General features: G+C 70.7%; 24 protein-coding genes and 3 tRNA genes. 14 read left to right on the top strand and 13 right to left on the bottom strand.

Going from position 1 to position 24,723, the window contains the following annotated elements:
* Positions 1-164 precede the first annotated feature (164 nt).
* Positions 165-356, top strand: coding sequence for a DUF6274 family protein (locus SSP29_RS12805; protein WP_089100657.1), 192 nt, complete (start codon positions 165-167; stop codon positions 354-356).
* 500 nt (positions 357-856) lie between these two features.
* On the opposite strand, the gene bldC is transcribed toward SSP29_RS12805, so the two are convergent.
* A complete protein-coding gene (bldC, locus tag SSP29_RS12800; protein ID WP_003949541.1) occupies positions 857-1,063 on the bottom strand; it encodes a developmental transcriptional regulator BldC in 207 nt (68 codons plus the stop codon).
* Positions 1,064-1,694: 631 nt separating this feature from the next.
* Positions 1,695-2,537 carry a DUF8083 family protein gene (locus tag SSP29_RS12795; protein WP_089100656.1) on the bottom strand — a complete coding sequence of 281 codons (843 nt, stop codon included), beginning with the start codon at positions 2,535-2,537 and terminating at the stop codon, positions 1,695-1,697.
* Positions 2,538-2,802: 265 nt separating this feature from the next.
* On the opposite strand from SSP29_RS12795, the gene SSP29_RS12790 reads away from it, so the two are divergent.
* Both SSP29_RS12790 and SSP29_RS12785 read left to right on the top strand, forming a co-directional pair.
* Positions 2,803-3,894: a Leu/Phe/Val dehydrogenase gene (locus SSP29_RS12790; RefSeq protein ID WP_089100655.1), complete on the top strand. Its 1,092-nt coding sequence runs from the start codon at positions 2,803-2,805 to the stop codon at positions 3,892-3,894.
* Between the two features lie 300 nt (positions 3,895-4,194).
* Positions 4,195-4,461 (top strand): DUF3073 domain-containing protein, encoded by a 267-nt coding sequence (locus SSP29_RS12785; RefSeq protein ID WP_089100654.1) that lies wholly within the window; start codon positions 4,195-4,197, stop codon positions 4,459-4,461.
* Between the two features lie 121 nt (positions 4,462-4,582).
* On the opposite strand, the gene purM is transcribed toward SSP29_RS12785, so the two are convergent.
* From purM to SSP29_RS12765, 4 genes are all read right to left on the bottom strand, one after another.
* On the bottom strand, positions 4,583-5,653 hold the full coding sequence (gene purM / locus SSP29_RS12780) for a phosphoribosylformylglycinamidine cyclo-ligase (protein WP_089100653.1): 1,071 nt from the start codon (positions 5,651-5,653) through the stop codon (positions 4,583-4,585).
* A gap of 31 nt (positions 5,654-5,684) precedes the next feature.
* The gene (gene purF / locus SSP29_RS12775; RefSeq protein WP_089100652.1) at positions 5,685-7,214 is read right to left on the bottom strand and encodes an amidophosphoribosyltransferase; all 1,530 of its coding nucleotides are present in this window, start codon (positions 7,212-7,214) and stop codon (positions 5,685-5,687) included.
* Positions 7,215-7,446: 232 nt separating this feature from the next.
* Positions 7,447-7,878: an META domain-containing protein gene (locus tag SSP29_RS12770; protein ID WP_245883078.1), complete on the bottom strand. Its 432-nt coding sequence runs from the start codon at positions 7,876-7,878 to the stop codon at positions 7,447-7,449.
* 69 nt (positions 7,879-7,947) lie between these two features.
* Positions 7,948-8,745, bottom strand: a complete 798-nt coding sequence (locus tag SSP29_RS12765; RefSeq protein WP_089100650.1) for a maleylpyruvate isomerase family mycothiol-dependent enzyme — start codon at positions 8,743-8,745, stop codon at positions 7,948-7,950.
* Positions 8,746-8,821: 76 nt separating this feature from the next.
* Here SSP29_RS12765 and SSP29_RS12760 point away from each other — a divergent pair, with 76 nt between their 5' ends.
* The 3 genes from SSP29_RS12760 to SSP29_RS12750 all read left to right on the top strand — a co-directional run bounded on the left by SSP29_RS12760 (position 8,822) and on the right by SSP29_RS12750 (position 10,159).
* Positions 8,822-9,025, top strand: a complete 204-nt coding sequence (locus SSP29_RS12760) for a helix-turn-helix domain-containing protein (RefSeq protein WP_089100649.1) — start codon at positions 8,822-8,824, stop codon at positions 9,023-9,025.
* A gap of 7 nt (positions 9,026-9,032) precedes the next feature.
* Positions 9,033-9,494, top strand: coding sequence for a Clp protease N-terminal domain-containing protein (locus SSP29_RS12755; RefSeq protein WP_089100648.1), 462 nt, complete (start codon positions 9,033-9,035; stop codon positions 9,492-9,494).
* An 86-nt stretch (positions 9,495-9,580) separates the two neighbouring features.
* Positions 9,581-10,159 (top strand): Uma2 family endonuclease, encoded by a 579-nt coding sequence (locus SSP29_RS12750; protein WP_150134048.1) that lies wholly within the window; start codon positions 9,581-9,583, stop codon positions 10,157-10,159.
* A gap of 57 nt (positions 10,160-10,216) precedes the next feature.
* On the opposite strand, the gene purL is transcribed toward SSP29_RS12750, so the two are convergent.
* From purL to purS, 3 genes are read right to left on the bottom strand one after another with little or no spacing between them, the layout of a single operon-like run.
* Complete coding sequence (gene purL / locus SSP29_RS12745) at positions 10,217-12,475, bottom strand: phosphoribosylformylglycinamidine synthase subunit PurL (protein WP_089100647.1); 2,259 nt, start codon at positions 12,473-12,475, stop codon at positions 10,217-10,219.
* Positions 12,472-13,152, bottom strand: coding sequence for a phosphoribosylformylglycinamidine synthase subunit PurQ (gene purQ / locus SSP29_RS12740; protein ID WP_089100646.1), 681 nt, complete (start codon positions 13,150-13,152; stop codon positions 12,472-12,474). Before purQ ends, purL begins: the two co-directional genes overlap by 4 nt.
* Positions 13,149-13,412: a phosphoribosylformylglycinamidine synthase subunit PurS gene (purS, locus tag SSP29_RS12735; RefSeq protein WP_015659417.1), complete on the bottom strand. Its 264-nt coding sequence runs from the start codon at positions 13,410-13,412 to the stop codon at positions 13,149-13,151. Before purS ends, purQ begins: the two co-directional genes overlap by 4 nt.
* Positions 13,413-13,795: 383 nt before the next feature.
* On the opposite strand from purS, the gene SSP29_RS55505 reads away from it, so the two are divergent.
* The 8 genes from SSP29_RS55505 (at position 13,796) to SSP29_RS12695 (ending at position 18,313) form a co-directional block, all read left to right on the top strand.
* Positions 13,796-14,113: a histone-like nucleoid-structuring protein Lsr2 gene (locus tag SSP29_RS55505; RefSeq protein WP_046733685.1), complete on the top strand. Its 318-nt coding sequence runs from the start codon at positions 13,796-13,798 to the stop codon at positions 14,111-14,113.
* Between the two features lie 135 nt (positions 14,114-14,248).
* A tRNA-Gly gene (locus tag SSP29_RS12725) sits at positions 14,249-14,320 on the top strand.
* 81 nt (positions 14,321-14,401) lie between these two features.
* A tRNA-Gly gene (locus tag SSP29_RS12720) sits at positions 14,402-14,477 on the top strand.
* Between the two features lie 127 nt (positions 14,478-14,604).
* Positions 14,605-15,528: an ABC transporter ATP-binding protein gene (locus SSP29_RS12715; protein WP_089100645.1), complete on the top strand. Its 924-nt coding sequence runs from the start codon at positions 14,605-14,607 to the stop codon at positions 15,526-15,528.
* Entirely contained in the window at positions 15,525-16,334 is an 810-nt protein-coding gene (locus tag SSP29_RS12710; protein ID WP_089100644.1) for an ABC transporter permease, read from the top strand. The genes SSP29_RS12715 and SSP29_RS12710 overlap by 4 nt, the downstream gene beginning before the upstream one ends.
* Positions 16,335-16,350: 16 nt before the next feature.
* Complete coding sequence (locus tag SSP29_RS12705; RefSeq protein ID WP_089100643.1) at positions 16,351-17,607, top strand: sensor histidine kinase; 1,257 nt, start codon at positions 16,351-16,353, stop codon at positions 17,605-17,607.
* Positions 17,604-18,218, top strand: a complete 615-nt coding sequence (locus tag SSP29_RS12700; protein ID WP_089100642.1) for a response regulator transcription factor — start codon at positions 17,604-17,606, stop codon at positions 18,216-18,218. Before SSP29_RS12705 ends, SSP29_RS12700 begins: the two co-directional genes overlap by 4 nt.
* Positions 18,219-18,240: 22 nt before the next feature.
* Positions 18,241-18,313 (top strand) — tRNA-Gly (locus SSP29_RS12695).
* A 42-nt stretch (positions 18,314-18,355) separates the two neighbouring features.
* Here the strand turns inward: SSP29_RS12695 and SSP29_RS55500 are convergent.
* The 4 genes from SSP29_RS55500 to purD all read right to left on the bottom strand — a co-directional run bounded on the left by SSP29_RS55500 (position 18,356) and on the right by purD (position 24,487).
* Positions 18,356-19,255: a phosphoribosylaminoimidazolesuccinocarboxamide synthase gene (locus tag SSP29_RS55500; protein WP_089100641.1), complete on the bottom strand. Its 900-nt coding sequence runs from the start codon at positions 19,253-19,255 to the stop codon at positions 18,356-18,358.
* Positions 19,256-19,347: 92 nt separating this feature from the next.
* A complete protein-coding gene (locus SSP29_RS55495; protein WP_089100640.1) occupies positions 19,348-20,844 on the bottom strand; it encodes a N,N-dimethylformamidase beta subunit family domain-containing protein in 1,497 nt (498 codons plus the stop codon).
* A 299-nt stretch (positions 20,845-21,143) separates the two neighbouring features.
* Positions 21,144-22,937 carry a M48 family metalloprotease gene (locus SSP29_RS12680; protein WP_089100639.1) on the bottom strand — a complete coding sequence of 598 codons (1,794 nt, stop codon included), beginning with the start codon at positions 22,935-22,937 and terminating at the stop codon, positions 21,144-21,146.
* A 296-nt stretch (positions 22,938-23,233) separates the two neighbouring features.
* Entirely contained in the window at positions 23,234-24,487 is a 1,254-nt protein-coding gene (purD, locus tag SSP29_RS12675) for a phosphoribosylamine--glycine ligase (protein WP_089100638.1), read from the bottom strand.
* Between the last annotated feature and the right edge of the window lie 236 nt (positions 24,488-24,723).

Genomic DNA, 24,723 nt, shown 5'->3' with positions numbered 1-24,723 from the left:
GGGAGGTGGGCCTTTTCCGTGCCCGGCACCGCCGCGGGGTAGGAGGGCGAGGGCGGTCAGAAGGCGGCGGCTGGGAAAGAGTCCGCGCCATTGACGGCGTCACATTCGCTCGGTACCCAGAAGACAGGGCCCGCTTCCCCTCGGCCCTCTTCTGGAGGTGGCGTATGGCGGCTTCGGTGCGGCACGAGACGCGGGCGCTGCTGAGGGCCCACCTGGCGGCCGCCTCGTCGTACCGGCATCTGACCCGTCACTGTCCGGTCTGCCACCGGCTGCTGCGGCTGGCCATGGACTCCGCCCCGCACACCGCGGAGGCCCCCGAGGACGCCATGGAGGACCAGGGTCCCGTCGGCGCATGACGGTACGCCCAACGGCCGTTCCCCCAAGGGCCGATGGAGCGTGCGGCCCCTCTATCGCACCCGGGACAGTACAAACAACCCGTGCGGTATGTGACGGGTGTCACCGCATGAGTTTCCGAAACGACGCCACTTACCCCCTTCCTACAACTGGTCAATTTAATATGTGCAATTGCACCACCCTGCGGACCCGCCCGGGACGCCCTCCGGGTGCGTGCACAGCAGATCCGACAGCGCCGCCCAGACTCCGACAAGGCTGCTCACAGAGCCGCTGGTTACGGTGGGCCAAGGCCCCACAGGACCCCATGGACGCACAAAAAAGATCGCACTGGACCCGGCGGAGTCCAGCGCGATCTACGACGCACCCTGTGTCGCTTGCCTGAGAAGTTCTTGTCGGCCTGGGCGTGGGCCCTGTTGGGGCAGGTCCCGCGTCGCTTGGAGCTAGGGTTTCGGGCACCTCGGCCAGTTGGGGGACCGGTCGGTTTGCCCGCTATTCAGTTGGGTCAGGCCTCGCTGCGCTGCTGGGGGATGCCCGCCAGCAGGGCGCGCACCTCAGCCTCGCGGTAGCGGCGGTGTCCGCCGAGCGTGCGGATCGACGTGAGCTTGCCGGCCTTCGCCCACCGCGTGACCGTCTTGGGGTCGACGCGGAACATCGTGGCGACCTCAGCCGGGGTCAGCAGCGGCTCGGCATCAGGGGTGCGAGCGGTCATGAGCGGCCTCCTCGGGAGAACCGAACCTTCTCGGTTCTTTCCTCTAAATTCTGCACCTTGACCCGCGTTGCCCGAAATGGCGGACGCGAGTCGAGTCGGTTATAGGACGAACGGCTTGTCCTCGGCACTACAACTACACCATCTGTCCAGCCGCGTCGGCCAAACCGATGGAATTGCCCTCCCAGGTAGGCATCAGCCGCGGAAGCCGATGGACCATGCCATAGCGGACAGTCACGCCTCTGTGACGATCAGTCACAGGACGATCAGGAGTCACCAGACCCCCCAAAGCACGTAATGCTGAGAATCCGCCCACAGTGCACCACACTTGGACGGATGGAGCCTTCCCCGGACTCCTTGTCCTATTTTGGCACGAGGAGTGGCAAGAGGCGCAAGAGCCGTGTAAGTGCTATCCGTCACCCTTGACGCAAAAGCCCGGATCGAGATCCAACGTCCAGTGCGTTCACTGAAGTGCCGTCAACGTACGTTGTTTCATGGCTTCTGGGCCGTGATGTACATCACTCACCGCACACACGTCACGCAGGTGTCATCCGGTTGTAAACAGCATCAGACACCCCGTCACTCAGTACGGATCAGCGGGCATCAGTACTCAGACCCGCACTCAGACCGGCACTCAGTTCGCCGACCGGCGGTCCCGTACCGTCCGCCACCGCTCCACCAGCCGCCCGTACGCCTCCCCGGCCGCGGCCCCGTCGCCCTGGCGCAGCGCCTCGATGCCGGCCGCCACGTCGGCCGCGGAATGGTCGTCCTCGAGATCCCCGGCCGGCAGGGTGTGCACCAGACCGCCGTAGTCCAGCTCGACCAGCGAGCGCGGGTGGAACTCCTCCAGCCAGCGGCCGACGTCCACCAGGCCGTCGATCAGCGGCCCTTCCTCCACGGTGTCCTTGAGCGTGCGCAACGCCCGGGCCACCCGGCGCCGGGCCTGCACCATCGGCGTGCGGTAGCGCAGCATCGGCGGGATCTCCGCGGTGCCCTTCTCGTACCGGCGCTCCTCGTCGGAGACCAGCACGAACCAGTTCAGCGGCACCTGCCAGGTCGCGGTGCGGATCCAGGGCCGGGAGTCGGGGTTGCGGACCAGCCAGCGCTCGTAGTCCATGGCGGCCTGCCGGCGCACGACCGGCGGGAGCATCGCGTCCAGGACCGGCTTCGGCAGTTCGTCGGAGAGCTCCTGCAGGGCCTGCCAGCCGCGCAGCCGGGTCCGCCACGGGCAGACGCAGACGACGCCGTCGACCTCCAGGACGAAGGCGTCGCCGCTCTCCTGCACCGGCACCGCGACCGGCGGGGTGGGCAGCAAGTCGGCCAGGGAACGGCGGAGTTCGTCCTGGTACGAGGGGCGCTCCGGGCGGCGGGCGTAGCGCGTCCAGTGGTCGCGCTCCCGGTCCGGGAAGGCGGCCAGCGGCTCGTACACACGCAGGTACGTCGCGTAGGGGACGACCACCGAGGACACCTTGGGCACGCCTGCTCCCTCCCCATCGGACCGGGCTCGAAACCAGCGGAACCCACGGCGGAGCCATGACAGAGCCGGCCGGGGCCGGCCGCGGAAACCACAGCAAATCGTCCCACGCTCATACGTGCGCACACGGCACGGGAGAGTGATCCTGAACACTGCGCGGATGGTGTACGGGCAATGGCTCTACGCTCATGCCAGGCCCCCGCCACCCTTACGGGAGCCCCAGCTTCCACCCGCCGCGACACACGCGACACAACCGGGAGTCACCACAGTGACCGACGTTTCCACCGGCGTCCTGCACACCCTGTTCCACTCGGACCAGGGCGGTCACGAGCAGGTCGTGCTCTGCCAGGACCGCAAGAGCGGCCTCAAGGCCGTCATCGCCATCCACTCCACCGCACTGGGCCCCGCCCTCGGCGGCACCCGCTTCTACCCGTACGCCAACGAGGAGGAGGCCGTCGCCGACGCCCTCAACCTCGCGCGCGGGATGTCGTACAAGAACGCCATGGCCGGGCTCGACCACGGCGGCGGCAAGGCCGTGATCATCGGGGACCCGGACCGCGACAAGACCGAGGAGCTGCTGCTCGCCTACGGGCGGTTCGTGGCCTCGCTCGGCGGCCGGTACGTCACCGCCTGCGACGTCGGCACGTATGTCGCCGACATGGACGTGGTGGCCCGAGAGTGCCGCTGGACCACCGGCCGCTCCCCGGAGAACGGCGGCGCCGGCGACTCCTCCGTGCTCACCGCCTACGGCGTCTACCAGGGCATGCGGGCCAGCGCCCAGCACCTGTGGGGCGACCCCTCGCTGCGCGGCCGTGCCGTCGGCATCGCGGGCGTCGGCAAGGTCGGCCACCACCTGGTGGAACACCTCCTGGACGAGGGCGCCGAGGTCGTGATCACCGACGTACGCCCGGAAGCCGTCCGGCGCATCGCCGACAAGCACCCTTCCGTGCGCGTGGCCGCCGACACCGACGCCCTGATCCGGGTCGAGGGCCTCGACGTCTACGCCCCCTGCGCGCTCGGCGGCGCCCTGAGCGACGCGTCCGTGCCGGTGCTGACCGCCCAGGTGGTGTGCGGTGCGGCCAACAACCAGCTCGCCCACCCGGGCGTCGAGAAGGACCTCGCCGACCGCGGGATCCTCTACGCGCCGGACTACGTGGTGAACGCGGGCGGGGTCATCCAGGTCGCCGACGAGCTGCACGGGTTCGACTTCGACCGGTGCAAGGCCAAGGCGGCGAAGATCTTCGACACCACGCTGGCCATATTCGCACGTGCGAAGGACGACGGGATTCCGCCGGCCGCGGCGGCCGACCGGATCGCCGAACAGCGGATGCACGAAGCGGCAACGGCGGGTGGACGCTGACCTGACGCCGGGTTTCCGGACGGATTTCCGGTACCTGCCGGCGGACAGTTGGAGAGAACTCTCACGTTCGTCGGCGGGTCGTCCGCCAGGAAGTGGTTAAAATCGTGGTTGACCAGCGGGGACGGGGCGCCTCGCGGGTCATGGAGTCAGGCGCGTGGTGCGGGCGACGTACCGTATGGGCGCGGGCTCAGGTACCGTGGAAGCCCTACGGACCGGTCTCTCCGAGGAGAGTCCGTTCCGGATCATGAACGCGTGTCAGACTCTGGGGCCGTCGAGCCCCGTCACCGAGGGGGTCGAGCCATGGGGCGCGGCCGGGCCAAGGCCAAGCAGACGAAGGTCGCCCGCCAGCTGAAGTACAACAGCGGTGGGACTGACCTGTCACGTCTGGCCAGCGAGCTGGGCGCATCGACTTCGAGCCAGCCGCCGAACGGCGAGCCGTTCGAGGACGACGACGAGGACGAAGACGACCCGTACGCCCAGTACGCGGATCTCTATAACGACGACGATGACGACGAGGACGAGGACGACCAGTCCGGTCCGACGTCCCAGCATCGTCGCGGAGCTTGACGCACCACTCCCAGTGGGCTCAGCGGTTCTCGCAGCAACTGCACTTCACCCGGTCCGGGGTCCTACGCCGGACCGGGTTTCGTGCTGCCATACGGCTGACAGCTGTCCGTGAGGCCGCCCGTCAGGCGTAGTCCCCCACCAGTTCGGCTCCGGTGGTGTGCTCGCCGCGCTCGGTGATCTCGCCGGCCACCCAGGCCTCGACCCCGCGGTCGGCCAGGGCGGTCAGCGCCACCTCCACCGATTCCTGCGGGACGATCGCGATCATGCCGACGCCCATGTTGAGCGTCTTCTCCAGTTCGAGCCGATCGACGCTGCCGGTGCGGCCGACCAGGTCGAAGATCGGACCCGGGGTCCAGGTGGCGCGGTCGACGGTGGCGTGCAGGTGGTCCGGGATCACCCGGGCCAGGTTCGCGGCGAGTCCGCCGCCGGTGATGTGGCTGAAGGCGTGGACCTCCGCCGTGCGCATCAGGGCCAGGCAGTCCAGCGAGTAGATCTTGGTCGGCTCCAGGAGTTCCTCGCCGAGGGTGCGGCCGAGCTCCTCGATGCGGGCGTCGAGCGCGAGGCCCGCCTGGTTCAGCAGGACGTGCCTGACCAGGGAGTACCCGTTCGAGTGAAGCCCGGAGGACGCCATGGCGATCACCGCGTCACCCGTACGGATACGATCCGCGCCGAGCAGCCGGTCGGCCTCCACGACGCCCGTACCGGCGCCGGCCACGTCGAAGTCGTCCGCACCGAGCAGGCCCGGGTGCTCGGCCGTCTCGCCGCCCACCAGGGCGCAGCCGGCCAGCACACAGCCCTCGGCGATGCCCTTGACGATGGCGGCGACCCGCTCGGGGTGGACCTTGCCGACGCAGATGTAGTCGGTCATGAACAGCGGCTCGGCACCGCACACCACGATGTCGTCCATGACCATGGCGACCAGGTCGTGGCCGATGGTGTCGTACACACCCAGCTGCCGGGCGATGTCGACCTTGGTGCCCACGCCGTCCGTGGCGGAGGCCAGCAGCGGGCGCTCGTAGTTCTTGAGGGCGGAGGCGTCGAAGAGGCCGGCGAAGCCGCCGAGGCCACCGAGGACCTCGGGGCGCTGCGTCTTCTTCACCCACTCCTTCATCAGCTCTACGGCGCGGTCGCCCGCCTCGATGTCGACACCGGCAGCCGCGTAGGAAGCACCGGAAACAGGGCTCTCAGACATTGCCTGGGATCTTTCGGGTTGATGACAGGGCTTACGGGCGACGGATCGCGTCGGCCGCGGCCGTGGCTGCCGGACCGGCCGCCAGCTCGGTCTCCAGGAGCTGCTTGCCGAGCAGCTCGGGGTCCGGGAGCTCCATCGGGTACTCGCCGTCGAAGCAGGCACGGCAGAGGTTCGGCTTGGCGATGGTGGTCGCCTCGATCATGCCGTCGATGGAGATGTACGCCAGCGAGTCGGCTCCGAGCGAGGTGCCGATCTCCTCGATGGTCATGCCGTTGGCGATGAGCTCGGCGCGGGTGGCGAAGTCGATGCCGAAGAAGCACGGCCACTTGACCGGCGGCGAGGAGATCCGGATGTGGACCTCGGCGGCGCCCGCCTCCCGGAGCATCCGCACGAGCGCGCGCTGGGTGTTGCCGCGCACGATCGAGTCGTCGACGACGACCAGGCGCTTGCCCTTGATGACTTCCTTCAGCGGGTTCAGCTTCAGGCGGATGCCGAGCTGCCGGATGGTCTGCGAGGGCTGGATGAAGGTCCGGCCGACGTAGGCGTTCTTGACCAGGCCGTTACCGAAGGGGATGCCGGAGGCCTCCGCGTAGCCGACGGCGGCCGGGGTGCCGGACTCCGGGGTCGCTATCACCAGGTCGGCGTCGACCGGGGCTTCCTTGGCGAGCCTCCGGCCCATCTCCACGCGGGAGAGGTAGACGTTCCGCCCGGCGATGTCGGTGTCGGGGCGGGCCAGGTACACGTACTCGAAGACACAGCCCTTGGGCTTCGCGTCAGCGAATCGCGAGGTGCGCAGGCCGTTCTCGTCGATGGCGACGAACTCGCCCGGCTCGATCTCGCGGACGAAGCTGGCGCCGCAGATGTCGAGCGCGGCGGACTCGGAGGCGATCACCCAGCCGCGCTCAAGACGGCCGAGGACGAGAGGACGGATCCCCTGCGGGTCGCGGGCGGCATAGAGGGTGTGCTCGTCCATGAAGACGAGGGAGAAGGCGCCCCGGACCTTCGGCAGGACCGCGTGCGCGGCCTCCTCGATGGTCAGCGGCTTGCCGTCCTCGTCGACCTGGGCCGCGAGGAGCGCGGTGAGCAGGTCGGTGTCGTTGGTGGCGGCGACCCGGGTGGACCGGCCGCCCGGGTCCTTCGGGAGTTCGGCGACCATCTCGGCGAGCTGCGCCGTGTTGACGAGGTTGCCGTTGTGGCCGAGCGCGATCGAGCCGTGCGCGGTGGCGCGGAACGTCGGCTGGGCGTTCTCCCACACGGAGGCACCGGTGGTCGAGTAGCGGGCGTGACCGACCGCGATATGACCCTGGAGCGAACCGAGCGAGGTCTCGTCGAAGACCTGGGAGACGAGTCCCATGTCCTTGAAGACGAGGATCTGGGAGCCGTTGCTGACCGCGATTCCCGCGGATTCCTGACCCCGATGCTGGAGGGCGTAGAGCCCGAAGTACGTGAGCTTGGCGACCTCTTCGCCCGGAGCCCAGACACCGAAGACGCCGCAAGCGTCCTGGGGGCCCTTCTCACCGGGGAGCAGATCGTGATTGAGGAGACCGTCACCACGTGGCACGCCACCGAGTGTAGGCGAGATCGACCACTGGTCCGAATTGGGGATACACAGCCGTAATGGATCTACGCCCGCGGACGCGGTTGTGGGTTTCTCCATTTTCGCAGGTCAGCACGGTGAGAGGTTTCTCCAGGCGGCGTCGGTTCGTGCGGACCGGTGCCGGCGCAACCCCCAGACACGGTATCCCTGAGTGAGGTGTCGCACATCATTCGGGGGGCGGCACCCCTGTCGCGTGTCATGCCCTGGACAGCTGGACACGGTCGCCGCCGTCCGCGGTGAGGGTGAGTTTCCCGTCCTCGCCCTTCATGGTCAGCGGCCCGGCGGTGAGCGTGCGGGCGAGCGCACGCTCGAAGGTCATCCGGGCGTTGTCGCAGGCCATCCGGGTGGTGCGGGCATGGCTCAGCCGGATCCGGTCGTCCGTGATCTGAGCCGTGGCGCTGAACTGGTTGCACCCGAAGCTGCCGGCCGCCCGGCCGTCCTCGATCTTCACGTGGGCGCGCGCCGGGGCGCGGTGGGTGGTGCCGTCGACGGTCACGCTGTCGACGGTCCAGTCGATCCCGGTCACGGGCGGTTGACTCGCCACGGAGACACCTCTCTCACTGCCACAGGCCACCGCGAGCGGGACGAGCAGGGCGGCCGCTGCCGCCGTCAGGGTCATACGGCGCATGCGCTGTTTCAACCCGTACATGCCGTTTCGACGGCGCGCACCGGTCGATCGGTTCCCTCACGGGTTTCCTCACCCCATGACGGGCAGGTACGCCCCGAGGTCCGCCCGCTCCCCGCTGGCGCTGACCCTGGCGTCCGCCACGGCCTCCTGCCAGGCCAGCCGTCCGGCGGCCAGCCGGATCCAGGTCAGCGGGTCGGTCTCGACGACGTTCGGCGGGGTGCCCCGGGTGTGCCGGGGTCCTTCGACGCACTGCACCACGGCGTACGGCGGCACCCGCACCTCGGTGGAGCCGCCGGGCGCCTTGACGGCGAGCGCGTCGGCGAGCAGCCGGGTGCAGGCGGCCAGGGCCTGCCGGTCGTACGGCACCTCCAGCCCGGCCACGGCCGCGTTGAGGTCGTCGGTGTGGACGACCAGTTCGACGGCCCGGGTGACGAGGTAGTCGTCGAGGGAGAGCGCGCCGGCGCTGGTGGCGAGCAGCCGGGTGCCGGGGTGTGCGTCGAGCAGGGCGCGCAGGCCGGCGTCGGCGTCGGCGAGGTAGGCGCCGAGGTCGGGGTGGTCGGCGGCGAGGCGCCGGGTGAAGTCGGCGATGGCGGCGGCGTTGCCGGAGGTCCCGAACGGCCAGTCGAGGAGGACCGCGTCGGCCTTCGCCGGCTCCGGCTGGTCCAGAGCCCGGTGGACGGCGGTGACCGCCATCCCGATGTGGGCGGCGAGGTCCCGTACGGTCCACCCCTCCAGCCGGGTGGGGAGCGCGAGCTGCTCGGGGGTTAGGCCCTCGACGGCCGCTCTCACATGGCCGAACTGGGCGAGAACCGCGGCACGGGTCCTGGCCGGGTCGTAACTGCGGGCACGCTTCTTGGCCTGAGGCATGGCGGTGAGCCTATGCGACCCCCTCTCTGTCAGTCTGGGTTGACAAGGAAAGGGGTGTCAATCCAGACTGACACACATGAACGCAGGAGATCTCTCAGAACGCCTCAGGTCGCACGACCCCGCGGTGGGACTGCGGGCCGTGGGTGCCCTGCACCGGCTGGCCGAACAGGTCGAGGCGGCGGCGGTCGCGCGCGCCAGGGAACAGGGATGGTCCTGGGAGCAGATCGGGGACGCCCTCGGCGTGTCCCGGCAGTCCGTCCACGCCAAGTACGGGAAGTGAGACGACCATGTTCGAACAGTTCGCGGCAGAGGCCCGGGCGACCGTCGCATCGGCGCTCGAAGAAACCACGCTGCGCGGCGACCGCCGCATCGGTACCGAACACCTCCTCCTGGGGGTGCTGCACGATCCCGGCGCGGTCCGGGCCCTCGGCACCGATCTGGAGACCGCTCGCTCCGCCCTCGACGCCCTCGACCGGTCCGCGCTGGCCGTCGTCGGCATCGACGTCCAGGGGATCGAGCGGGCACCGGTTCCCGCCTCGCGCAAGCGCACCCCCTTCACCTCGGGCGCCCGCGCGGTCCTTCCTCGCGCCCTGGCCGAGACGAAGAAGGCCCGCAGCCGCCGCATCACACCGGAACACCTGCTGCTGGCCCTGCTCGACTGCGAGCGACCCGATCCCGCGGCGGAACTCCTGGCCGAACTCGACATCGACCGCACCGCTGTCCGGGCACGCCTGACGCAGCCGGGGTGATCACCCGTGGGTGTGATCCGCGGCGAAACCCGCCCCGCACCGCCGGAGCCTGACAACACTGGTCTTCGCCTGGAAGGGGGTGCAGCATGACGGCCGAGCGCGCGTCTCAGATGTCGGTGGAGGAGTTCGAAACGATCGCCTCCGCGGCTCCCGAGACCGTCACGTTGGAGTTCGCCAACGGACGGATCGGGGTCAAGAAGGCGGCGGACGGGGACCACAGCACCATGGTGTCCTGGCTGGCCCGGCGCTGTATGCAGACCAGGCCCGACCTGGACCTGTACTACGGCCGAGGGCTCCGGGTGGAGGCCTGTCGAGAAGGCAGGGCGAGGCCGGACGCAGTACTCGCGCCGGAGGCCCACTTCGCGGGACACGGCGAGTGGGCCGACCCGGACGGCGCGCTCATGGTCGTCGAGATCACCTCGTACGACTCGGACACGGACCGACGGGACCGGCACGAGAAGCCGACCGCGTACGGCCAGGCCGGGATCCCCCTGTACCTCCTGATCGACCGCGACTCCTGCACGGTCACGGTGCACAGCGGCCCGGACCGGCAGATCGGCGGCTACCGCGCCGTCCACACCGCGAAGTTCGGCGAGAAGGTGGTCCTCCCCGAGCCGATGGGCATCGAACTCGACACGGAGATCCTCAAGAACTACGTCCGTTGAGCCGAGAAGGCCCCGCCCAAAAACATCCGGGCGGGGCCTTCGTCGTCGTGCGGCCGGCTACGCCAGCAGCGCCTCGATCGTCCCCTCGTGTGCCTCACGGAGCTCGGTCAGGGGGAGTTCGAACTCGCCCTGGATCTCCACCGAGTCCCCGTCGACGACACCGATGCGGGTGACCGGAAGGCCGCGCGCGCCGCACATGTCGTTGAAGCGGACCTCCTCCGAGCGCGGCACCGCGACGATCGCGCGCCCGGCCGACTCGGAGAGCAGGAACGTGAACGCGTCGAGTCCGTCCGGTACGACCAGCCGCGCGCCCTTGCCGCCGAGCAGCGCGGACTCGACCACGGCCTGGATCAGACCGCCGTCGGACAGGTCGTGCGCCGAGTCGATCATGCCGTCGCGGGAGGCGGAGATCAGGATCTCGGCGAGCAGCCGCTCCCGCTCCAGGTCGACCTTCGGCGGCAGGCCGCCGAGGTGGTCGTGGACGACCTGGGACCAGGCCGAGCCGCCGAACTCCTCACGGGTGTCGCCGAGGAGGTAGAGCAGCTGGCCCTCCTCCTGGAAGGCGACCGGCGTGCGGCGGGCCACGTCGTCGATCACGCCGAGGACCGCGACCACCGGGGTCGGGTGGATGGCCGCCTCGCCGGTCTGGTTGTAGAGCGAGACGTTGCCGCCGGTCACCGGGGTGCCCAGCTGGAGGCAGCCGTCGGCGAGACCGCGCACGGCCTCTGCGAACTGCCACATGACCGCCGGGTCCTCGGGCGAGCCGAAGTTCAGGCAGTCGGAGACCGCGAGCGGCTTGGCACCGGTCGTGGCCACGTTGCGGTAGGCCTCGGCCAGGGCCAGCTGGGCGCCCGCGTACGGGTCGAGCTTGGCGTAGCGGCCGTTGCCGTCCGTGGCGATGGCGACGCCGAGGCCGGTCGCCTCGTCGACGCGGATCATGCCGGAGTCCTCGGGCTGGGCGAGGACCGTGTTGCCCTGCACGAAGTGGTCGTACTGGGAGGTGATCCACTTCTTGGAGGCCTGGTTGGGGGAGCCCACCAGTTGAAGGACCTGCGCGCGGAGTTCCGCGCTGTCGGCCGGGCGCGCGAGCTTGTTCGCGTCGTCCGCCTGGAGTTCGTCCTGCCAGGACGGGCGGGCGTAGGGGCGCTCGTAGACCGGGCCGTCGTGGGCGACCGTGCGCGGGTCGACGTCGACGATCTTCTCGCCGTGCCAGAAGATCTCAAGACGGTCGCCGTCGGTCACCTCGCCGATGACGGTGGCGATGACGTCCCACTTCTCGCAGATCTCCAGGAAGCGGGCGACCTTGGCCGGCTCGACCACCGCGCACATGCGTTCCTGCGACTCGCTCATGAGGATCTCCTCGGGCGAGAGCGTGGAGTCGCGCAGCGGGACGTCGTCGAGGGTGACGGTCATGCCGCCGGAGCCGTTCGAGGCGAGCTCGGAGGTGGCGCAGGACAGACCGGCCGCGCCGAGGTCCTGGATGCCGACGACGAGCTTCTCCCGGAAGGCCTCCAGGGTGCACTCGATGAGGAGCTTCTCCTGGAAGGGGTCGCCGACCTGGACGGCGGGGCGCTTGGACGGCTTGGCGTCGTCGAAGGTCTCGCTCGCGAGGATCGACGCGCCGCCGATGCCGTCGCCGCCGGTCCGGGCGCCGTACAGGATGACCTGGTTGCCCGCGCCGGAGGCCTTGGCGAGGTGGATGTCCTCGTGCCGCATCACGCCGATGGCACCCGCGTTGACCAGCGGGTTGCCCTGGTAGCAGGCGTCGAAGACGACCTCGCCGCCGATGTTGGGCAGGCCCAGGCAGTTGCCGTAGCCGCCGATGCCGGCGACGACACCCGGCAGGACGCGCTTGGTGTCGGGGTGGTCGGCGGCGCCGAAGCGCAGCGGGTCGACCACGGCCACCGGCCGGGCGCCCATCGCGATGATGTCGCGGACGATGCCGCCGACACCGGTCGCGGCGCCCTGGTACGGCTCCACGTACGAGGGGTGGTTGTGCGACTCGACCTTGAAGGTGACCGCGTAGCCCTGGCCGACGTCGACCACGCCCGCGTTCTCGCCGATGCCGACGAGCAGCGCGTCGCTCTGCGGCGCCTTCTCGCCGAACTGGCGGAGGTGGACCTTCGAGGACTTGTACGAGCAGTGCTCGGACCACATGACCGAGTACATGGCGAGCTCGGCGCCGGTCGGGCGGCGGCCGAGGATCTCCACCACCCGCTCGTACTCGTCCTTCTTCAGGCCGAGTTCGGCCCAGGGCAGCTCGACGTCGGGGGTCGCGGCCGCGTGCTCGACCGTGTCCAGAGGCGTCCGGCTCATGCGCCCACCAGCTTCTTGAGGATCGAGGTGAAGAAGGGGAGGCCGTCGGTACGGCCCGTGCCGATCAGCGGCTCGACGGCGTGCTCGGGGTGCGGCATGAGGCCGACGACGTTCCCGGCCTCGTTGGTGATGCCGGCGATGTCGCGCAGCGAGCCGTTCGGATTGAAGTCGACGTACCGGAACACGACCCGGCCCTCGGCCTCCAGCTTGTCGAGCGTGTACTCGTCGGCGACGTACCGGCCGTCCATGTTCTTCAGCGGGATGTGAATCTCCTGGCCCGCGCGGTAGTCGGCCGTCCAGGCGGTGTCCGCGTTCTCCACCCGCAGCTTCTGGTCGCGGCAGATGAAGTGGAGGTGGTTGTTGCCGAGCATCGCGCCGGGGAGCAGGTGCGCCTCGGTGAGGACCTGGAAGCCGTTGCAGATACCGAGGACCGGGAGGCCGGCCTTCGCCTGCTCGATGACGGTCTCCATCACCGGCGAGAAGCGGGAGATGGCGCCGGCCCGCAGATAGTCGCCGTAGGAGAAACCACCGGGAAGAACCACCGCGTCGACCTGGTGGAGGTCCTTGTCCTTGTGCCAGAGAGCGACAGGTTCCGCACCCGCGAGACGGATCGCGCGCTGGGTGTCACGGTCGTCGAGGCTTCCCGGGAAAGTGACGACGCCAATACGAGCGGTCACTTCGCCGCCTCCGCGACTTCCTCCACCTTGACGGTGAAGTCCTCGATCACGGTGTTGGCGAGGAAGGATTCCGCAAGATCATGGATGCGGGCGAGCGCAGCCTCGTCGACCGGTCCGTCAACTTCCAGTTCGAATCGCTTTCCCTGACGTACGTCGGAGATGCCCTCGAAACCCAGGCGCGGCAGCGCACGCTGGACCGCCTGGCCCTGGGGGTCGAGGATCTCCGGCTTGAGCATGACGTCGACTACGACGCGTGCCACTGGCACTCCCGGTGTTGTGGTGCTGACTGCTGAGCAGATACCCGTGATACCCGTCGGTGTCCCCGACCGGTGTCTTCAGACTACCCGCACAAAATTTCTACGCGGGTAGAGTTGTAGGAAACTACGTGAGCCGCATCACGATCGGGTGACGGCGGCGGATCCGCACGAAAAGTTCTGGGAAAGTTCCCCGGGTTCGCCCGTGACATCTATTGCGCCGGGACACGCCGGACGGATTTAGTCGGGCTTCACTTTGTATTGCCAGGCACTGTACAAATGAATTGGCAATAGCCGATACTCGGCACGTCATCTCCCGCCATCGCGGTCATCACCGATGTGCTGACGATGAGCTGTATAGACGTGCCACACGAAGGGACCGAATATTCGTGGCGCAGAAGGTCGTGGTCACTCTCTTTGACGACATCGACGGCTCGGAAGCGGCGGAAACGATCGCCTTCGGACTCGACGGCAAGTCGTACGAGATCGATCTGAATCAAGCGAACGCCAAGAAACTGCGCACGGCCCTGGAGCCGTACGTGGTCGCCGGCCGCAAGCGGTCGAAGTCGGGCAAGGCGTACAAGCAGACGGAGGTCGCCCCCGACCCGGCGGCCGTCCGCGCCTGGGCGCAGGCGAACAAGATGGATGTCCCGGCCCGCGGCCGCATCCCGAAGAAGGTGTACGAGGCGTTCAGCGCCGCCCAGTGAGAGGGCGGCCGGCTGCCCTCAGGGTGCGTCAGCCGCCCCTGGGGGCAGCCGACTTGCGCTACCCCCCTGCTGATCAGCTAATGTCTGGAGCACGCCGAGGGACACGGTCGAAAAGCCGGAGCCCACGGAGTACACGCGGGTGTAGTTCAGTAGCAGAACATCCCCCTTCCAGGGGGAAGGCGCAGTGTGCAATTCCTGTCACCCGCTCTGCACCGCCGGTCCTGAGCATGCTTGTGGATCAGGTAGGCTGGTGCTCGCACCGATCGGTGGGAGCCGGTCGGGAGCAGTGCGGACGTAGCTCAGTTGGTAGAGCGCAACCTTGCCAAGGTTGAGGTCGCGAGTTCGAGCCTCGTCGTCCGCTCCAGCTCATGGAGGAAACCCCAGTCATATGACTGGGGTTTTTTCATGCGCCCACCCGCACTGACATTTGTCATGGCGAGTGATGACACCGCGCACTGCTCCCGGGCCACGGCAGCGGAGACGCTGGAGCCATGGACTACGAACACGTGATTGAGGTCACAGATCTCCGGCGTGTCTACGGGGGCGGGTTCCAGGCGGTCCGCGGAATCACCTTCTCCGTGGCCCGCGGGGAGATCTTCGCGCTGCTCGGCACCAACGGCGCCGGAAAGACATCGACGGTCGAACTGCTGGAAGGACTCACGCCGCCGGACGGGGGCCGGGTGCGGGTGCTGGGCCACGATCCGCACCGGGAGCGGGCCGCCGTACGCCCGCGCACCGGCGTGATGCTCCAGGAAGGCGGCTTCCCCTCCGAACTGACCGTCGGCGAGACGGTACGGATGTGGGCCGGCTGTACGACCAGAGCCCGGCCCGCGGCCGAGGCGCTCGGCCTGGTCGGGCTCGGCGGCAGGGCGGAGGTCCGGGTCAAACAGCTCTCCGGCGGGGAGCGCCGCCGCCTCGACCTGGCACTCGCGCTGCTCGGACGGCCCGAGGTGCTGTTCCTGGACGAGCCGACGACCGGACTCGACGCCGAAGGGCGCCGGGACACCTGGGAGTTGGTGCGCGCCCTGCGCGATGCCGGGACCTCCGTCCTGCTCACCACGCACTACCTGGAGGAGGCCGAGGACCTCGCCGACCGGCTCGCGATCCTGCACGAGGGGCGCATCGCGGCCGCCGGGACACCGGCCGAGGTGACCGCGGGCCGGCCCGCGCGGATCTCCTTCGAACTGCCCAACGGGTACTTCCTCGGAGACCTGCCGCCGCTCGCCGCACTCGGCGTGTGCGGACACGAGGCCGAGGGCCGGGCCGTACGGCTGCGGACGCGCGAGGTGCAGCGCACCGCCACCGGAGTGCTGACCTGGGCCGAGCGGACCGGGGTCGAGCTGGGCCGCCTTGAGGTGCGGTCGGCCTCGCTGGAGGAGGCGTTCCTGGGAATCGCGAAGGAGGCGGCCGTATGAACGCGCCGAACGCGCCGGCTCTCGGGGGGATCCGGGCGACGGGCGCCGTGGTCCGTCGCCGGCTGGGCGCCCTCGCCCGTGCCGAACTGCTGCTCCTCGGCCGCAACCGCAGTGCGGTGCTCGTCGCGCTGCTCGTGCCGCTCTCCCTGCCGATCACCGTACGGCCCGCGATCGCCCAGTTCGACCTCAAGGGCAAAGGGCTGAACATCGGCATCCTGATGCTGACCGCCGCGATCGGCTTCTCCTTCCTCTTCGCCGTGTACACCTCCCTGGTGAGTGCCTACGTGGCCCGCCGCGAGGAACTGGTCCTCAAACGGCTGCGCACCGGCGAGCTGTCCGACGCGGAGATCCTCGCCGGGACCGCCCTGCCCGCCGTCTGCCTGGGCCTGGCGCAGGCGCTGGTCCTGACCGTCGGCTGCACGGTGCTGCTCCACGCGGGCGCGCCCGCGGCGCCGTACCTCACCCTGCTCGGACTCGTCCTCGGGCTGCTGATCAGTGCCGCGCTCGCCGCGCTCACCGCAGCCTTCACCCGGACCACCGAGAGCGCCCAGGTCACCGCGCTGCCCCTGGTCTTCGTCTCCATGCTGGGCTCGGGCATCGCCGTCCCGGCGGACGCCCTGCCCGACCGGGTCGCCAAGGCCGGCGAACTCCTCCCGCTCTCCCCGGCCGTCCGGCTGGTCCGGGCCGGCTGGACGGGCGAGCTGAGCGCGGACCAGACCCTGGTCACCGTCCTCACCGCGCTGGCCTGGACCGTGGTCGCGGTGTTTGCTGTACGGCGGTGGTTCCGCTGGGAACCTCGGCGCTGAGGGGAACGGGACCGGGATGAGCGGGGCAGGTGCCTGGTGGCGGGGGAAGACCACACCCGCCAAGGTCGAGACGTACACGCGGTGGTCGTTCCACTTCTTCGCGGTGGTCGAGGTCGCGGCGATCGGGCTGCCGGTCTTCGCGCAGGCGGGGGCGGACCTCGCAGGCTGGATGATGGCGATGGTCGTCGGCCATGCACTGCTCTGCGCGGTGACCGCCTCCCGGGCCCTGGACTGGACGCGGGGCCGCCGGGACCAGCCGGTGCGGCTGCTCTGGGCACTCGGCACGGCGACCTACGCCATCGCCGTCGTCGTGCTCGTCCTGCGCAAGCACGGCTCCGGCCCGGACCTGGGCGCCGCCGCCGGCACCGTCTTCACCGGGGTGCTGGCCTTCGGCGCCGGGACCATGACGCTGGGGGTGCGCAACCGCAGGCGCGTGCTGTCGCTCGTCGCGGGCTTCGCGTGCGGGGCGGGGGCCGTCTCCTTCCCGCTGGGCTATCCCGCGCCGACCGCGCTGGTCACCGCGTTCGTGGTGTTCCTCGGCAGTGCCTTCCTCGCCTTCACCGCGATCTTCTCCGTCTGGCTGCTGAACGCCGTCTACGAACTCGACGAGGCCCGGGAGACCCGCGCCCGGCTCGCCGTCGCCGAGGAACGGCTGCGGTTCGGGCGCGATCTGCACGACGTGCTCGGCCGGAACCTCGCCGTCATCGCGCTCAAGAGCGAGCTGGCCGTGCAGCTGGCCCGGCGCGAACGGCCCGAGGCCGTGGAGCAGATGATCGAGGTGCAGCGGATCGCACAGGAGTCGCAGCGGGAGGTGCGCGATGTCGTACGGGGGTACCGGGACGCCGACCTGGGGTCCGAACTCGCCGGTGCACGGGGGGTGTTGACGGCGGCGGGGATCTCCTGCGAGGTGACCGGCGACACCGGCGGGCTGCCCGCCGAGGTCCAGTCGGCGCTCGGGTGGGTGGTGCGGGAGGCGACCACCAACGTGCTGCGGCACGGGGACGCGGGGCGGTGCTCGGTGGGACTGAAGGTGCGGGAGGGGTGTGTGGTGCTGACGGTGGAGAACGACGGGGTCGTGGTGCGCGGGAGTGGCACGGGCCAGGACCGTGGCGGGAGCGGGGGCTCCGGGCTCGCCGGGCTGCGGGAGCGGCTCGCGGTGGTCGACGGGACGCTGGAGGCCGGGCCGGTGGGAGCGGACGGGTTCCGGGTGGTGGCATCGGTGCCGCTGTCCGGTCGCACGGCTGATGCGAGTGTGAGTGGAGTCACTTCATGACGTCTCCGGTACGGCTGTTGCTCGCGGACGACGAGCATCTGATCCGGGGCGCGCTGGCCGCGCTGCTCGGCCTGGAGGACGACCTGGTCGTCGTCGCCGAGGCGGCCACCGGCCCGGAGGCGCTCGCCATGGCGCGGGCCCATCGCCCCGATGTGGCGGTGCTCGACCTCCAGATGCCCGGCGCGGACGGTGTGAGGGTCGCCACATCGCTGCGCACCGAACTGCCCGCCTGCCAGGTGCTGATCGTCACCGGTCACGGGCGGCCCGGCCATCTGAAACGAGCGCTGGCCGCCGGTGTGCGGGGGTTCGTCCCGAAGACGGTGAGTGCGCAGCGGCTCGCGGAGATCATCCGGACCGTGCACGCCGGAAACCGCTACATCGACCCGGAGTTGGCCGCCGACGCGATCTCCGCCGGGGACTCGCCGCTGACCGCGCGGGAGGCCGAGGTGCTGGAGCTGGCGGCCGACGGGGCACCGGTCGCGGAGATCGCCGAGCGGGCCGCGCTGTCGCCGGGGACCGTGCGGAACTATCTCTCCTCGGCCGTCACCAAGCTCGGTGCGGAGAACCGTCATGCGGCAGTGCGTCTCGCGCGGGAGCGAGGTTGGGTATAGTTGCTCTCGCGCCACGGCGCATGCGGACGTAGCTCAGTTGGTAGAGCGCAACCTTGCCAAGGTTGAGGTCGCGAGTTCGAGCCTCGTCGTCCGCTCAGAAGAGAAGGCCCCCGGTTTCCGCCGGGGGCCTTCCGCGTTCACGACCAGGTGTTGCCCGTCAGCCGCTCGTACGCCTCGATGTACTTCGCGCGGGTCGCCTCGACCACCTGCTCCGGCAGCGGCGGCGGGGGCTGCTCGCTCCTGCGGTCCCAGCCGGACTCCGCCGAGGTCAGCCAGTCGCGCACGTACTGCTTGTCGAACGACGGCTGGGCGCGGCCCGGCTGCCACTCGTCGGCCGGCCAGAAGCGGGACGAGTCCGGGGTGAGGACCTCGTCGGCGAGGACGAGGGTGTCGTTGTCGAAGCCGAACTCGAACTTCGTGTCGGCCAGGATGATCCCCCGGTCCCGGGCGATGTCCCGGGCCCGCCCGTACACCGCGAGGGTGGCCTGGCGCAGCTGGGCGGCGGTCTCGGCGCCGACCTGGCGGGCGACCTCCTCGTACGACACGTTCTCGTCGTGCTCGCCGACCTCGGCCTTGGTGGCCGGGGTGAAGATCGGGGCGGGCAGCTCGGAGCCGTCGACCAGGCCCTCGGGCAGGGCGAGGCCGCAGACCGTGCGGGACTCCTGGTACTCGGCGAGGCCCGAGCCGGTGAGGTAGCCGCGGGCCACGCACTCGACCGGGAGCATCTTCAGGGACTTGCAGATCAGGGTGCGGCCCGCCCAGTCGGCGGGGGCGCCCTCGGGCAGCTCCGTGCTGATGACGTGGTTGGGGGCCAGGTCGGCGAGCTTGTCGAACCACCACAGGGAGAGCTGGGTGAGCACCCGGCCCTTGTCGGGGATCTCGGACGGCAGCACCCAGTCGTACGCGGACAGGCGGTCGCTGGCGACCATCACGAGGTCGCCGGCCGTGTTCTGGTACAGCTCGCGCACCTTGCCGGTGTGCAGATGCACCAGACCCGGCACCTCCACGGGCTCGGGCTTTTCGACGAATCCGGACACGGTTCCTCCCCGTGGTTCTGTACAGGTGCCCTCGATTCTCCCGTATGCCGGGTTGCGCACGGACACGGGGGCCACGCGGACGCCTGTGCGGGTCAGTCGTGTTTGCAGATGCGGTCCAGGAGGTTGGCTGTGGCGCGCTGGACGCGGGGGTCGACATGGCCGGGGCGGTCCAGGGCCGGGGACCAGGCGAAGGTGCCGGAGGCGAAGACCAGGGCGCCGGAGGGGGCGCGGTAGAGCGAGGTCTCCTGGTGGCGGAGCGCGCCGTCGTTGTCGGTGTAGGGGGAGTGGGCGAGCAGGATGCGCGCCTCGTGCTCGGGCAGCGCGGTGCGCGGGAAGTAGCGGTCGGCCTCGCCGGCCACCAGGCCGGGGAGCTCGTCGCGCTCGTGCGCGCCGGTGGCCTCCCAGAGCCAGTGCCCCGCGTTGCGCACGATCAGGGGGTACGGCTCGGGCACCCGGCCCGCGTACTGGATGCCGACCGTCTGCTGTTCGGGCCGGTCGATCTCGCGCCAGAGCACGGGCTTTCCCGGGCCCCTGCGTTTTCGGCAGGTCAGCAGGCGGTTCGCGACCCCGGACGGGGAGGGGCCCAACTCCACCTGCCAGTACATGGTGTTGGCGGAGAGGAAGACAAGGCTCGTGCCGCTGTCGCGGGCCAGTTCGACCGTGCGGCGCATCTGCGGGGACCAGTACTCGTCGTGGCCCGGGAAGACCAGGCCCCGGTAGCGGGTGGGGTCGACGCGGCCGGCGTGCAGGTCGCGGGCGTCGGCGTAGGCGAGGTCGTAGCCGTAGCGCTCGGCCCAGCGGATGAAGTCGTAGGCGTGGCCGACGTGCAGGGGCAGGCCGGCGCCGGCGTACGGCCGGTCGAAGGAGACGGTGGTCGCCGCGTCGGCCTCGCCGAGCAGCCGGCCCCGCTCGTCCCAGGCGTGGTAGAGGCTGGCCCCGGTGTGGCCGTCCTCGGGGTAGAGGTTGTACGCCTGCCAGGTGATGTCCGGCAGCAGGAGCAGCAGGTCGGCCGGGTGGTTGTCGCGGATCGTGAAGGGCACGTGGGAGCGGTAGCCGTCGGCCGTGGTGAGCACGGCGACATACGCGCCGATGCTCCAGTACGACGGAACCTGCAGCCGCCAGGACAGCCACCAGTGGTGGCAGGAGACCGTGCGGTCGGCGGCCAGCGGCGGGGGCTGGACGATGCCGGACAGCCGGGGGCTGGTGGTGATCTTGGATGCGCCGTCACCGCCGTAGTGGCCGATGCGGTAGACGTCGACGCTGAATTCCTGCGGCGGGTCGACGGTGATGTGGAAGTCGACGGCCTCGCCCGGGGCGACCGCGCCGGTCGAGGTGAACCCCTTGATCTGGCGGTGCACGTCGTCCGCCGAGCGCGGGCCGCCGACGGCGGTGCGCGGTGCGGGGACCCTGGGGTTCTCGCCGGTGGGCTGCGGCCGGCTGGGGTCCACGTACCAGGGGACGACATGACCGGTGTCGTCGAAATAGGTCTCGCTGCCACGCAGCCAGGGGACGGGACCCTGGCCGAAGGGGTCCGTGACGGCGTGCGCGAGTGCTCCCGACTCCCAGCGGCGGATGTGGTCCGATGCCATGGTGGCTCCCCTCCCTCGTGCCCCCGTGAAGTGTGCTGATCCGAGCCGATGTGCGATGTGTGCGTGGTTCTTTCCCGTTGTGCCTGGTTGCGCCTGGTTGTGCCTGGTTGCGCGCGGTTGTGATCCGGGGCGCGGCGCCGTTTCGCGCTGTGACTGTGGCGTCTGTCTTATGTCGGACGCGCTTGCCACATCCGCGAACGGTCCCAGCACATCACATAACGCACGCGTCCGGTCACGGTTCGTTGCGAATTTGCCTGAAGTGGAACACTTCGCTCCGCCAAAGCGTCGAAACGCCGAGGTCAGACGAGTCGGACCGGTTTCTCGGGACGTATTCCGGACTCGACCAGCCAGGCCCGCAGCGGGGCCGGGTCTCCCTCCTCGACGAGGCTGAGGACTCTGGACGTCAGGTCGGCGGCCCGCTCGCCGTCGACCAGCAGGGACGGGCCGTCGAGCCAGTCCAGGCCGGGAGTGGCTCCGGCGGTGTCCACGGCCGCGCAGCACACCATCGCCTTGACGTGGTCGGCGAGGAGCTCGCGGGCGGTGCGCGGGGGCTGGAGCGGAAAGAGGGGCAGTGCGCCGTCGTCCCAGAAGGGGCTGCCGGAGCCGGCCTGGCCGGCCGGGGCGGGGCAGCCGGGGCGCGCGGCGTCGGCCGCTTCCGCGCGCTCCTCGCGGGCGAGGGCCGCGGTGAGGCCGGCGGCGAGGGTGGCGCTGCGTTCGGTGCCGGTGGGCTCCTCCGCTTCCTCGTCGTAGCCGGGGGTGCGGGGGTCGTCGTCGTACGCCGGAGGGCACGGGCGCCTGCCGGGGGCGGACGGGTCGGTCAGGTGGTCCAGGACACGGGCCAGGGTGGGGCCGCCGGGGTCCGGGGCGGCGGGGTCGAGGGTGGCACGGACGCCGAGGGCGTCCAGGACGCGGTGCAGGCGGGCCGCCTCGGTGCGCCAGGTGCGGTCGACGACCTCGTCCGGATACTCCAGCCAGTCCACCGGCGACCAGGCCGGTCCGGGCTCGGCGGGACCGCCGTGGAAGAGGCGGGCGGCGAGCAGCGAGGCGGCCTCGTCCACCAGGCCCGGCTCCTCCAGCAGGTCGCAGGCGGGCCGCTCGCCCAGCCGGGAGGCGAAGCCCTCGGCCAGCCGGTCGCGCCGGGACAGCTCGGTGAGGGCCGCGACCACGCCCGCGTCCAGCCGGGAGGGCCAGCGGCCCATCCGCCAGGCGGGCAGCGCGACCCGGGTGAGCAGGCGGTCCCAGCCGGCGTACGCGAGACCGACCTGTTCCTGGGCGACGATCCGCAGTCCGTAGTCCACGGCCTGGGCCCGCTCGGCGGCCGCCGCGGCGACCCCGCGCTCCATCAGCGCCGCGTGCTCCCGGCAGCCGCGCAGCAGCAGCCGGGCCACCCAGCCGACACCCGCGCAGAGCAGGCGGGTGCCCGGACATCGGCCGGGCGTCGCGGAGACGGCCACCGCCGCGTCCAGGCCCCGTACGAAACGGCGGGCGGCGGCTATGTCCGGTTGCGCCGAGGGTCCCGTGCCGGCGACGACCGGGGCGAGGACCGCGCGCAGCTCGCCGACGCGCATCCACCACAGGAACGGGGAGCCGATGACGAGGACGGGCGCGGCCATGGTGCGGCGGTGCGGGCCGGGGGTGCCGAGCTCGTCGCCGCCCTTGGGCGCGGGCGGGCCGTGGGCCGGGTGGGTGCGGTCCTCCAGCCAGCTGTCGCAGTCCGGGGTGAGCGCTATGGCGGAGGGCGCCGGCACGTCCAGGCGGTCGGCGAGGTCGCGCACCATCCGGTACAGGTCCGGGGCGGACTCCTCCGGGATCGGGACCGTGGGGGTCACGGCCGGGCGGGCGCGGGACACGACCAGGGCGATGCCGGCGGCGGCCAGCAGCACGAGGGCGGCGAGGACGGCGACGATCCAGCGGGCGGTGTCCCAGCCAGGGCCGACGAAGTGGCCGGTGGAGCCGCCGGTCAGCAGGATCACCGTGGCCGCGGCGGGGAGCAGCGCCACGGCCAGGGCCCGGCCGCGGATGCGCAGCACGGCCAGGGCCCGGGTACGCGCTGCCTGCGCTCCCGCCTCCGCACCGATACCGGTACTGGTCACGTCCGGACCTCACCCCCTCCCTGCTGTCCTCGGCCTGTCCTGGCTGTTGCTCACTCCCCCACTGTGGCACCCGCCAGTGACATCGCAATGCCGGTGGGCCAAGTGCCGGAACGCCTGCGCCGCACCCTAGTTGGGGCCTCGGCCCCCGTCAGCCGGATGGGGCATCGGTCACTCGATGGAATGGCTTTGGTCAGAGGTGATCGACAGACAGCAACGATCAGGCCCCGGATTTCGGGTCCGGGGCCTGATCAGGAACAACAGGAACAAGGGGCTGCGGAAAAACTCTTCGTCGGCGCTCAGGCCTCCGCCGCCGCCTTCGCGGCGATGTCCGTACGGTGCTGGGAGCCGTCGAGGCCGATCCGCGCCACCGCCGCGTACGCCCGCTCACGGGCCTGGGTCAGGTCCGCGCCGGTCGCCGTGACCGAGAGGACGCGGCCGCCGGCGCTGACGACGTCGTCGCCGGCGCGCTTCGTCCCCGCGTGCAGGACGTAGGCGTGCGGCGCGTCCTCGGCGGCGATCTCGTCGAGGCCGGTGATGGGGTCGCCGGTGCGCGGGGTGTCCGGGTAGTTGTGCGAGGCGACGACGACGGTGACGGCGGCGTCGTCGCGCCAGCGCAGCGACGGAAGGTCGGCGAGGGTGCCGTTCGCGGCGGCGAGCAGGACACCGGCCAGCGGGGTCTGCAGGCGGGCGAGGACCACCTGGGTCTCCGGGTCGCCGAAGCGGGCGTTGAACTCGATGACCCGCACACCGCGCGAGGTGATCGCGAGGCCGGCGTAGAGCAGACCGGAGAACGGGGTGCCGCGGCGCTGCATCTCGTCGACGGTCGGCTGCAGGACGGTCTCCAGCACCTCGTCGACGAGCTTGGGGTCGGCCCAGGGCAGCGGGGAGTAGGCCCCCATGCCACCCGTGTTCGGCCCCTCGTCGCCGTCCAGGGCGCGCTTGAAGTCCTGGGCGGGCTGGAGCGGGAGGACCGTCTCGCCGTCGGTGATCGCGAAGAGGGAGACCTCGGGGCCGTCCAGGAACTCCTCGATGACGACGCGGTCGCAGGCCGCGGCGTGCGCCTTGGCGGCGTCCAGGTCGTCCGTGACCACGACGCCCTTCCCGGCGGCGAGGCCGTCGTCCTTCACGACGTACGGCGCGCCGAAGGCGTCCAGCGCCTCGGCGACCTCCTCGGCGTTTGTGCAGACGTACGAACGGGCGGTGGGGACTCCGGCCCCCGCCATCACGTCCTTGGCGAACGCCTTGGACCCTTCGATCCGCGCGGCCTCCCCGGAGGGGCCGAAGACCGGGATGCCCGCCTCGCGCACGGCGTCGGCGACCCCGGCGACGAGGGGGGCCTCCGGGCCGACGACCACGAGGTCGGCGCCGAGTTCCAGGGCGAGCGAGGCCACGGCCCCGCCGTCCAGGGCATCGACCTGGTGCAGCTCGGCCACCTCGGCGATGCCGGCGTTGCCGGGGGCGCAGTGCAGCGCGGTGACGTCGGAATCGAGGGACAGAGAGCGGCACAGGGCGTGTTCGCGGGCGCCGCTGCCGATGACGAGGACCTTCACGGGGGCCAGCGTAGCCGGGTGGGCCGACTGGAGGTTCCTCCAAGGGGGCTCAGCTGGGTGTTGCCGCCTGCTGAGGTGGCCGCTCTTGGGGGCTGCCGCCCCCAAACCCCCGCTTCGGCCTGAACGGCCTCGTCCTCAAACGCCGGACGGGCTAGGGGGTGGTTGCTGCCTCACACACCAAACGGGCTGGGGGGTGGTTGCTGCCTCACACGCCGGACGGGTTGGGCGGTCGAGGG

Source organism: Streptomyces hyaluromycini, assembly GCF_002217755.1.
Taxonomy (GTDB): Bacteria; Actinomycetota; Actinomycetes; order Streptomycetales; family Streptomycetaceae; genus Streptomyces; species Streptomyces hyaluromycini.
Note: the sequence above shows the minus strand (reverse complement) of the source record. Positions and strands in the feature narration are given on the sequence as shown.

Coding starts and splice junctions, on each gene's coding strand:
- SSP29_RS12805 (WP_089100657.1), top strand. CDS start 165: ATGGCGGCTTCGGTGCGGCACGAGACGCGGGCGCTGCTGAGGGCCCAC.
- bldC (WP_003949541.1), bottom strand. CDS start 1,063: ATGACCGCTCGCACCCCTGATGCCGAGCCGCTGCTGACCCCGGCTGAG.
- SSP29_RS12785 (WP_089100654.1), top strand. CDS start 4,195: ATGGGGCGCGGCCGGGCCAAGGCCAAGCAGACGAAGGTCGCCCGCCAG.
- purM (WP_089100653.1), bottom strand. CDS start 5,653: ATGTCTGAGAGCCCTGTTTCCGGTGCTTCCTACGCGGCTGCCGGTGTC.
- SSP29_RS12770 (WP_245883078.1), bottom strand. CDS start 7,878: ATGCGCCGTATGACCCTGACGGCGGCAGCGGCCGCCCTGCTCGTCCCG.
- SSP29_RS12765 (WP_089100650.1), bottom strand. CDS start 8,745: ATGCCTCAGGCCAAGAAGCGTGCCCGCAGTTACGACCCGGCCAGGACC.
- SSP29_RS12760 (WP_089100649.1), top strand. CDS start 8,822: ATGAACGCAGGAGATCTCTCAGAACGCCTCAGGTCGCACGACCCCGCG.
- SSP29_RS12755 (WP_089100648.1), top strand. CDS start 9,033: ATGTTCGAACAGTTCGCGGCAGAGGCCCGGGCGACCGTCGCATCGGCG.
- SSP29_RS12750 (WP_150134048.1), top strand. CDS start 9,581: ATGACGGCCGAGCGCGCGTCTCAGATGTCGGTGGAGGAGTTCGAAACG.
- purL (WP_089100647.1), bottom strand. CDS start 12,475: ATGAGCCGGACGCCTCTGGACACGGTCGAGCACGCGGCCGCGACCCCC.
- SSP29_RS12715 (WP_089100645.1), top strand. CDS start 14,605: ATGGACTACGAACACGTGATTGAGGTCACAGATCTCCGGCGTGTCTAC.
- SSP29_RS12710 (WP_089100644.1), top strand. CDS start 15,525: ATGAACGCGCCGAACGCGCCGGCTCTCGGGGGGATCCGGGCGACGGGC.
- SSP29_RS12705 (WP_089100643.1), top strand. CDS start 16,351: ATGAGCGGGGCAGGTGCCTGGTGGCGGGGGAAGACCACACCCGCCAAG.
- SSP29_RS12700 (WP_089100642.1), top strand. CDS start 17,604: ATGACGTCTCCGGTACGGCTGTTGCTCGCGGACGACGAGCATCTGATC.
- SSP29_RS55495 (WP_089100640.1), bottom strand. CDS start 20,844: ATGGCATCGGACCACATCCGCCGCTGGGAGTCGGGAGCACTCGCGCAC.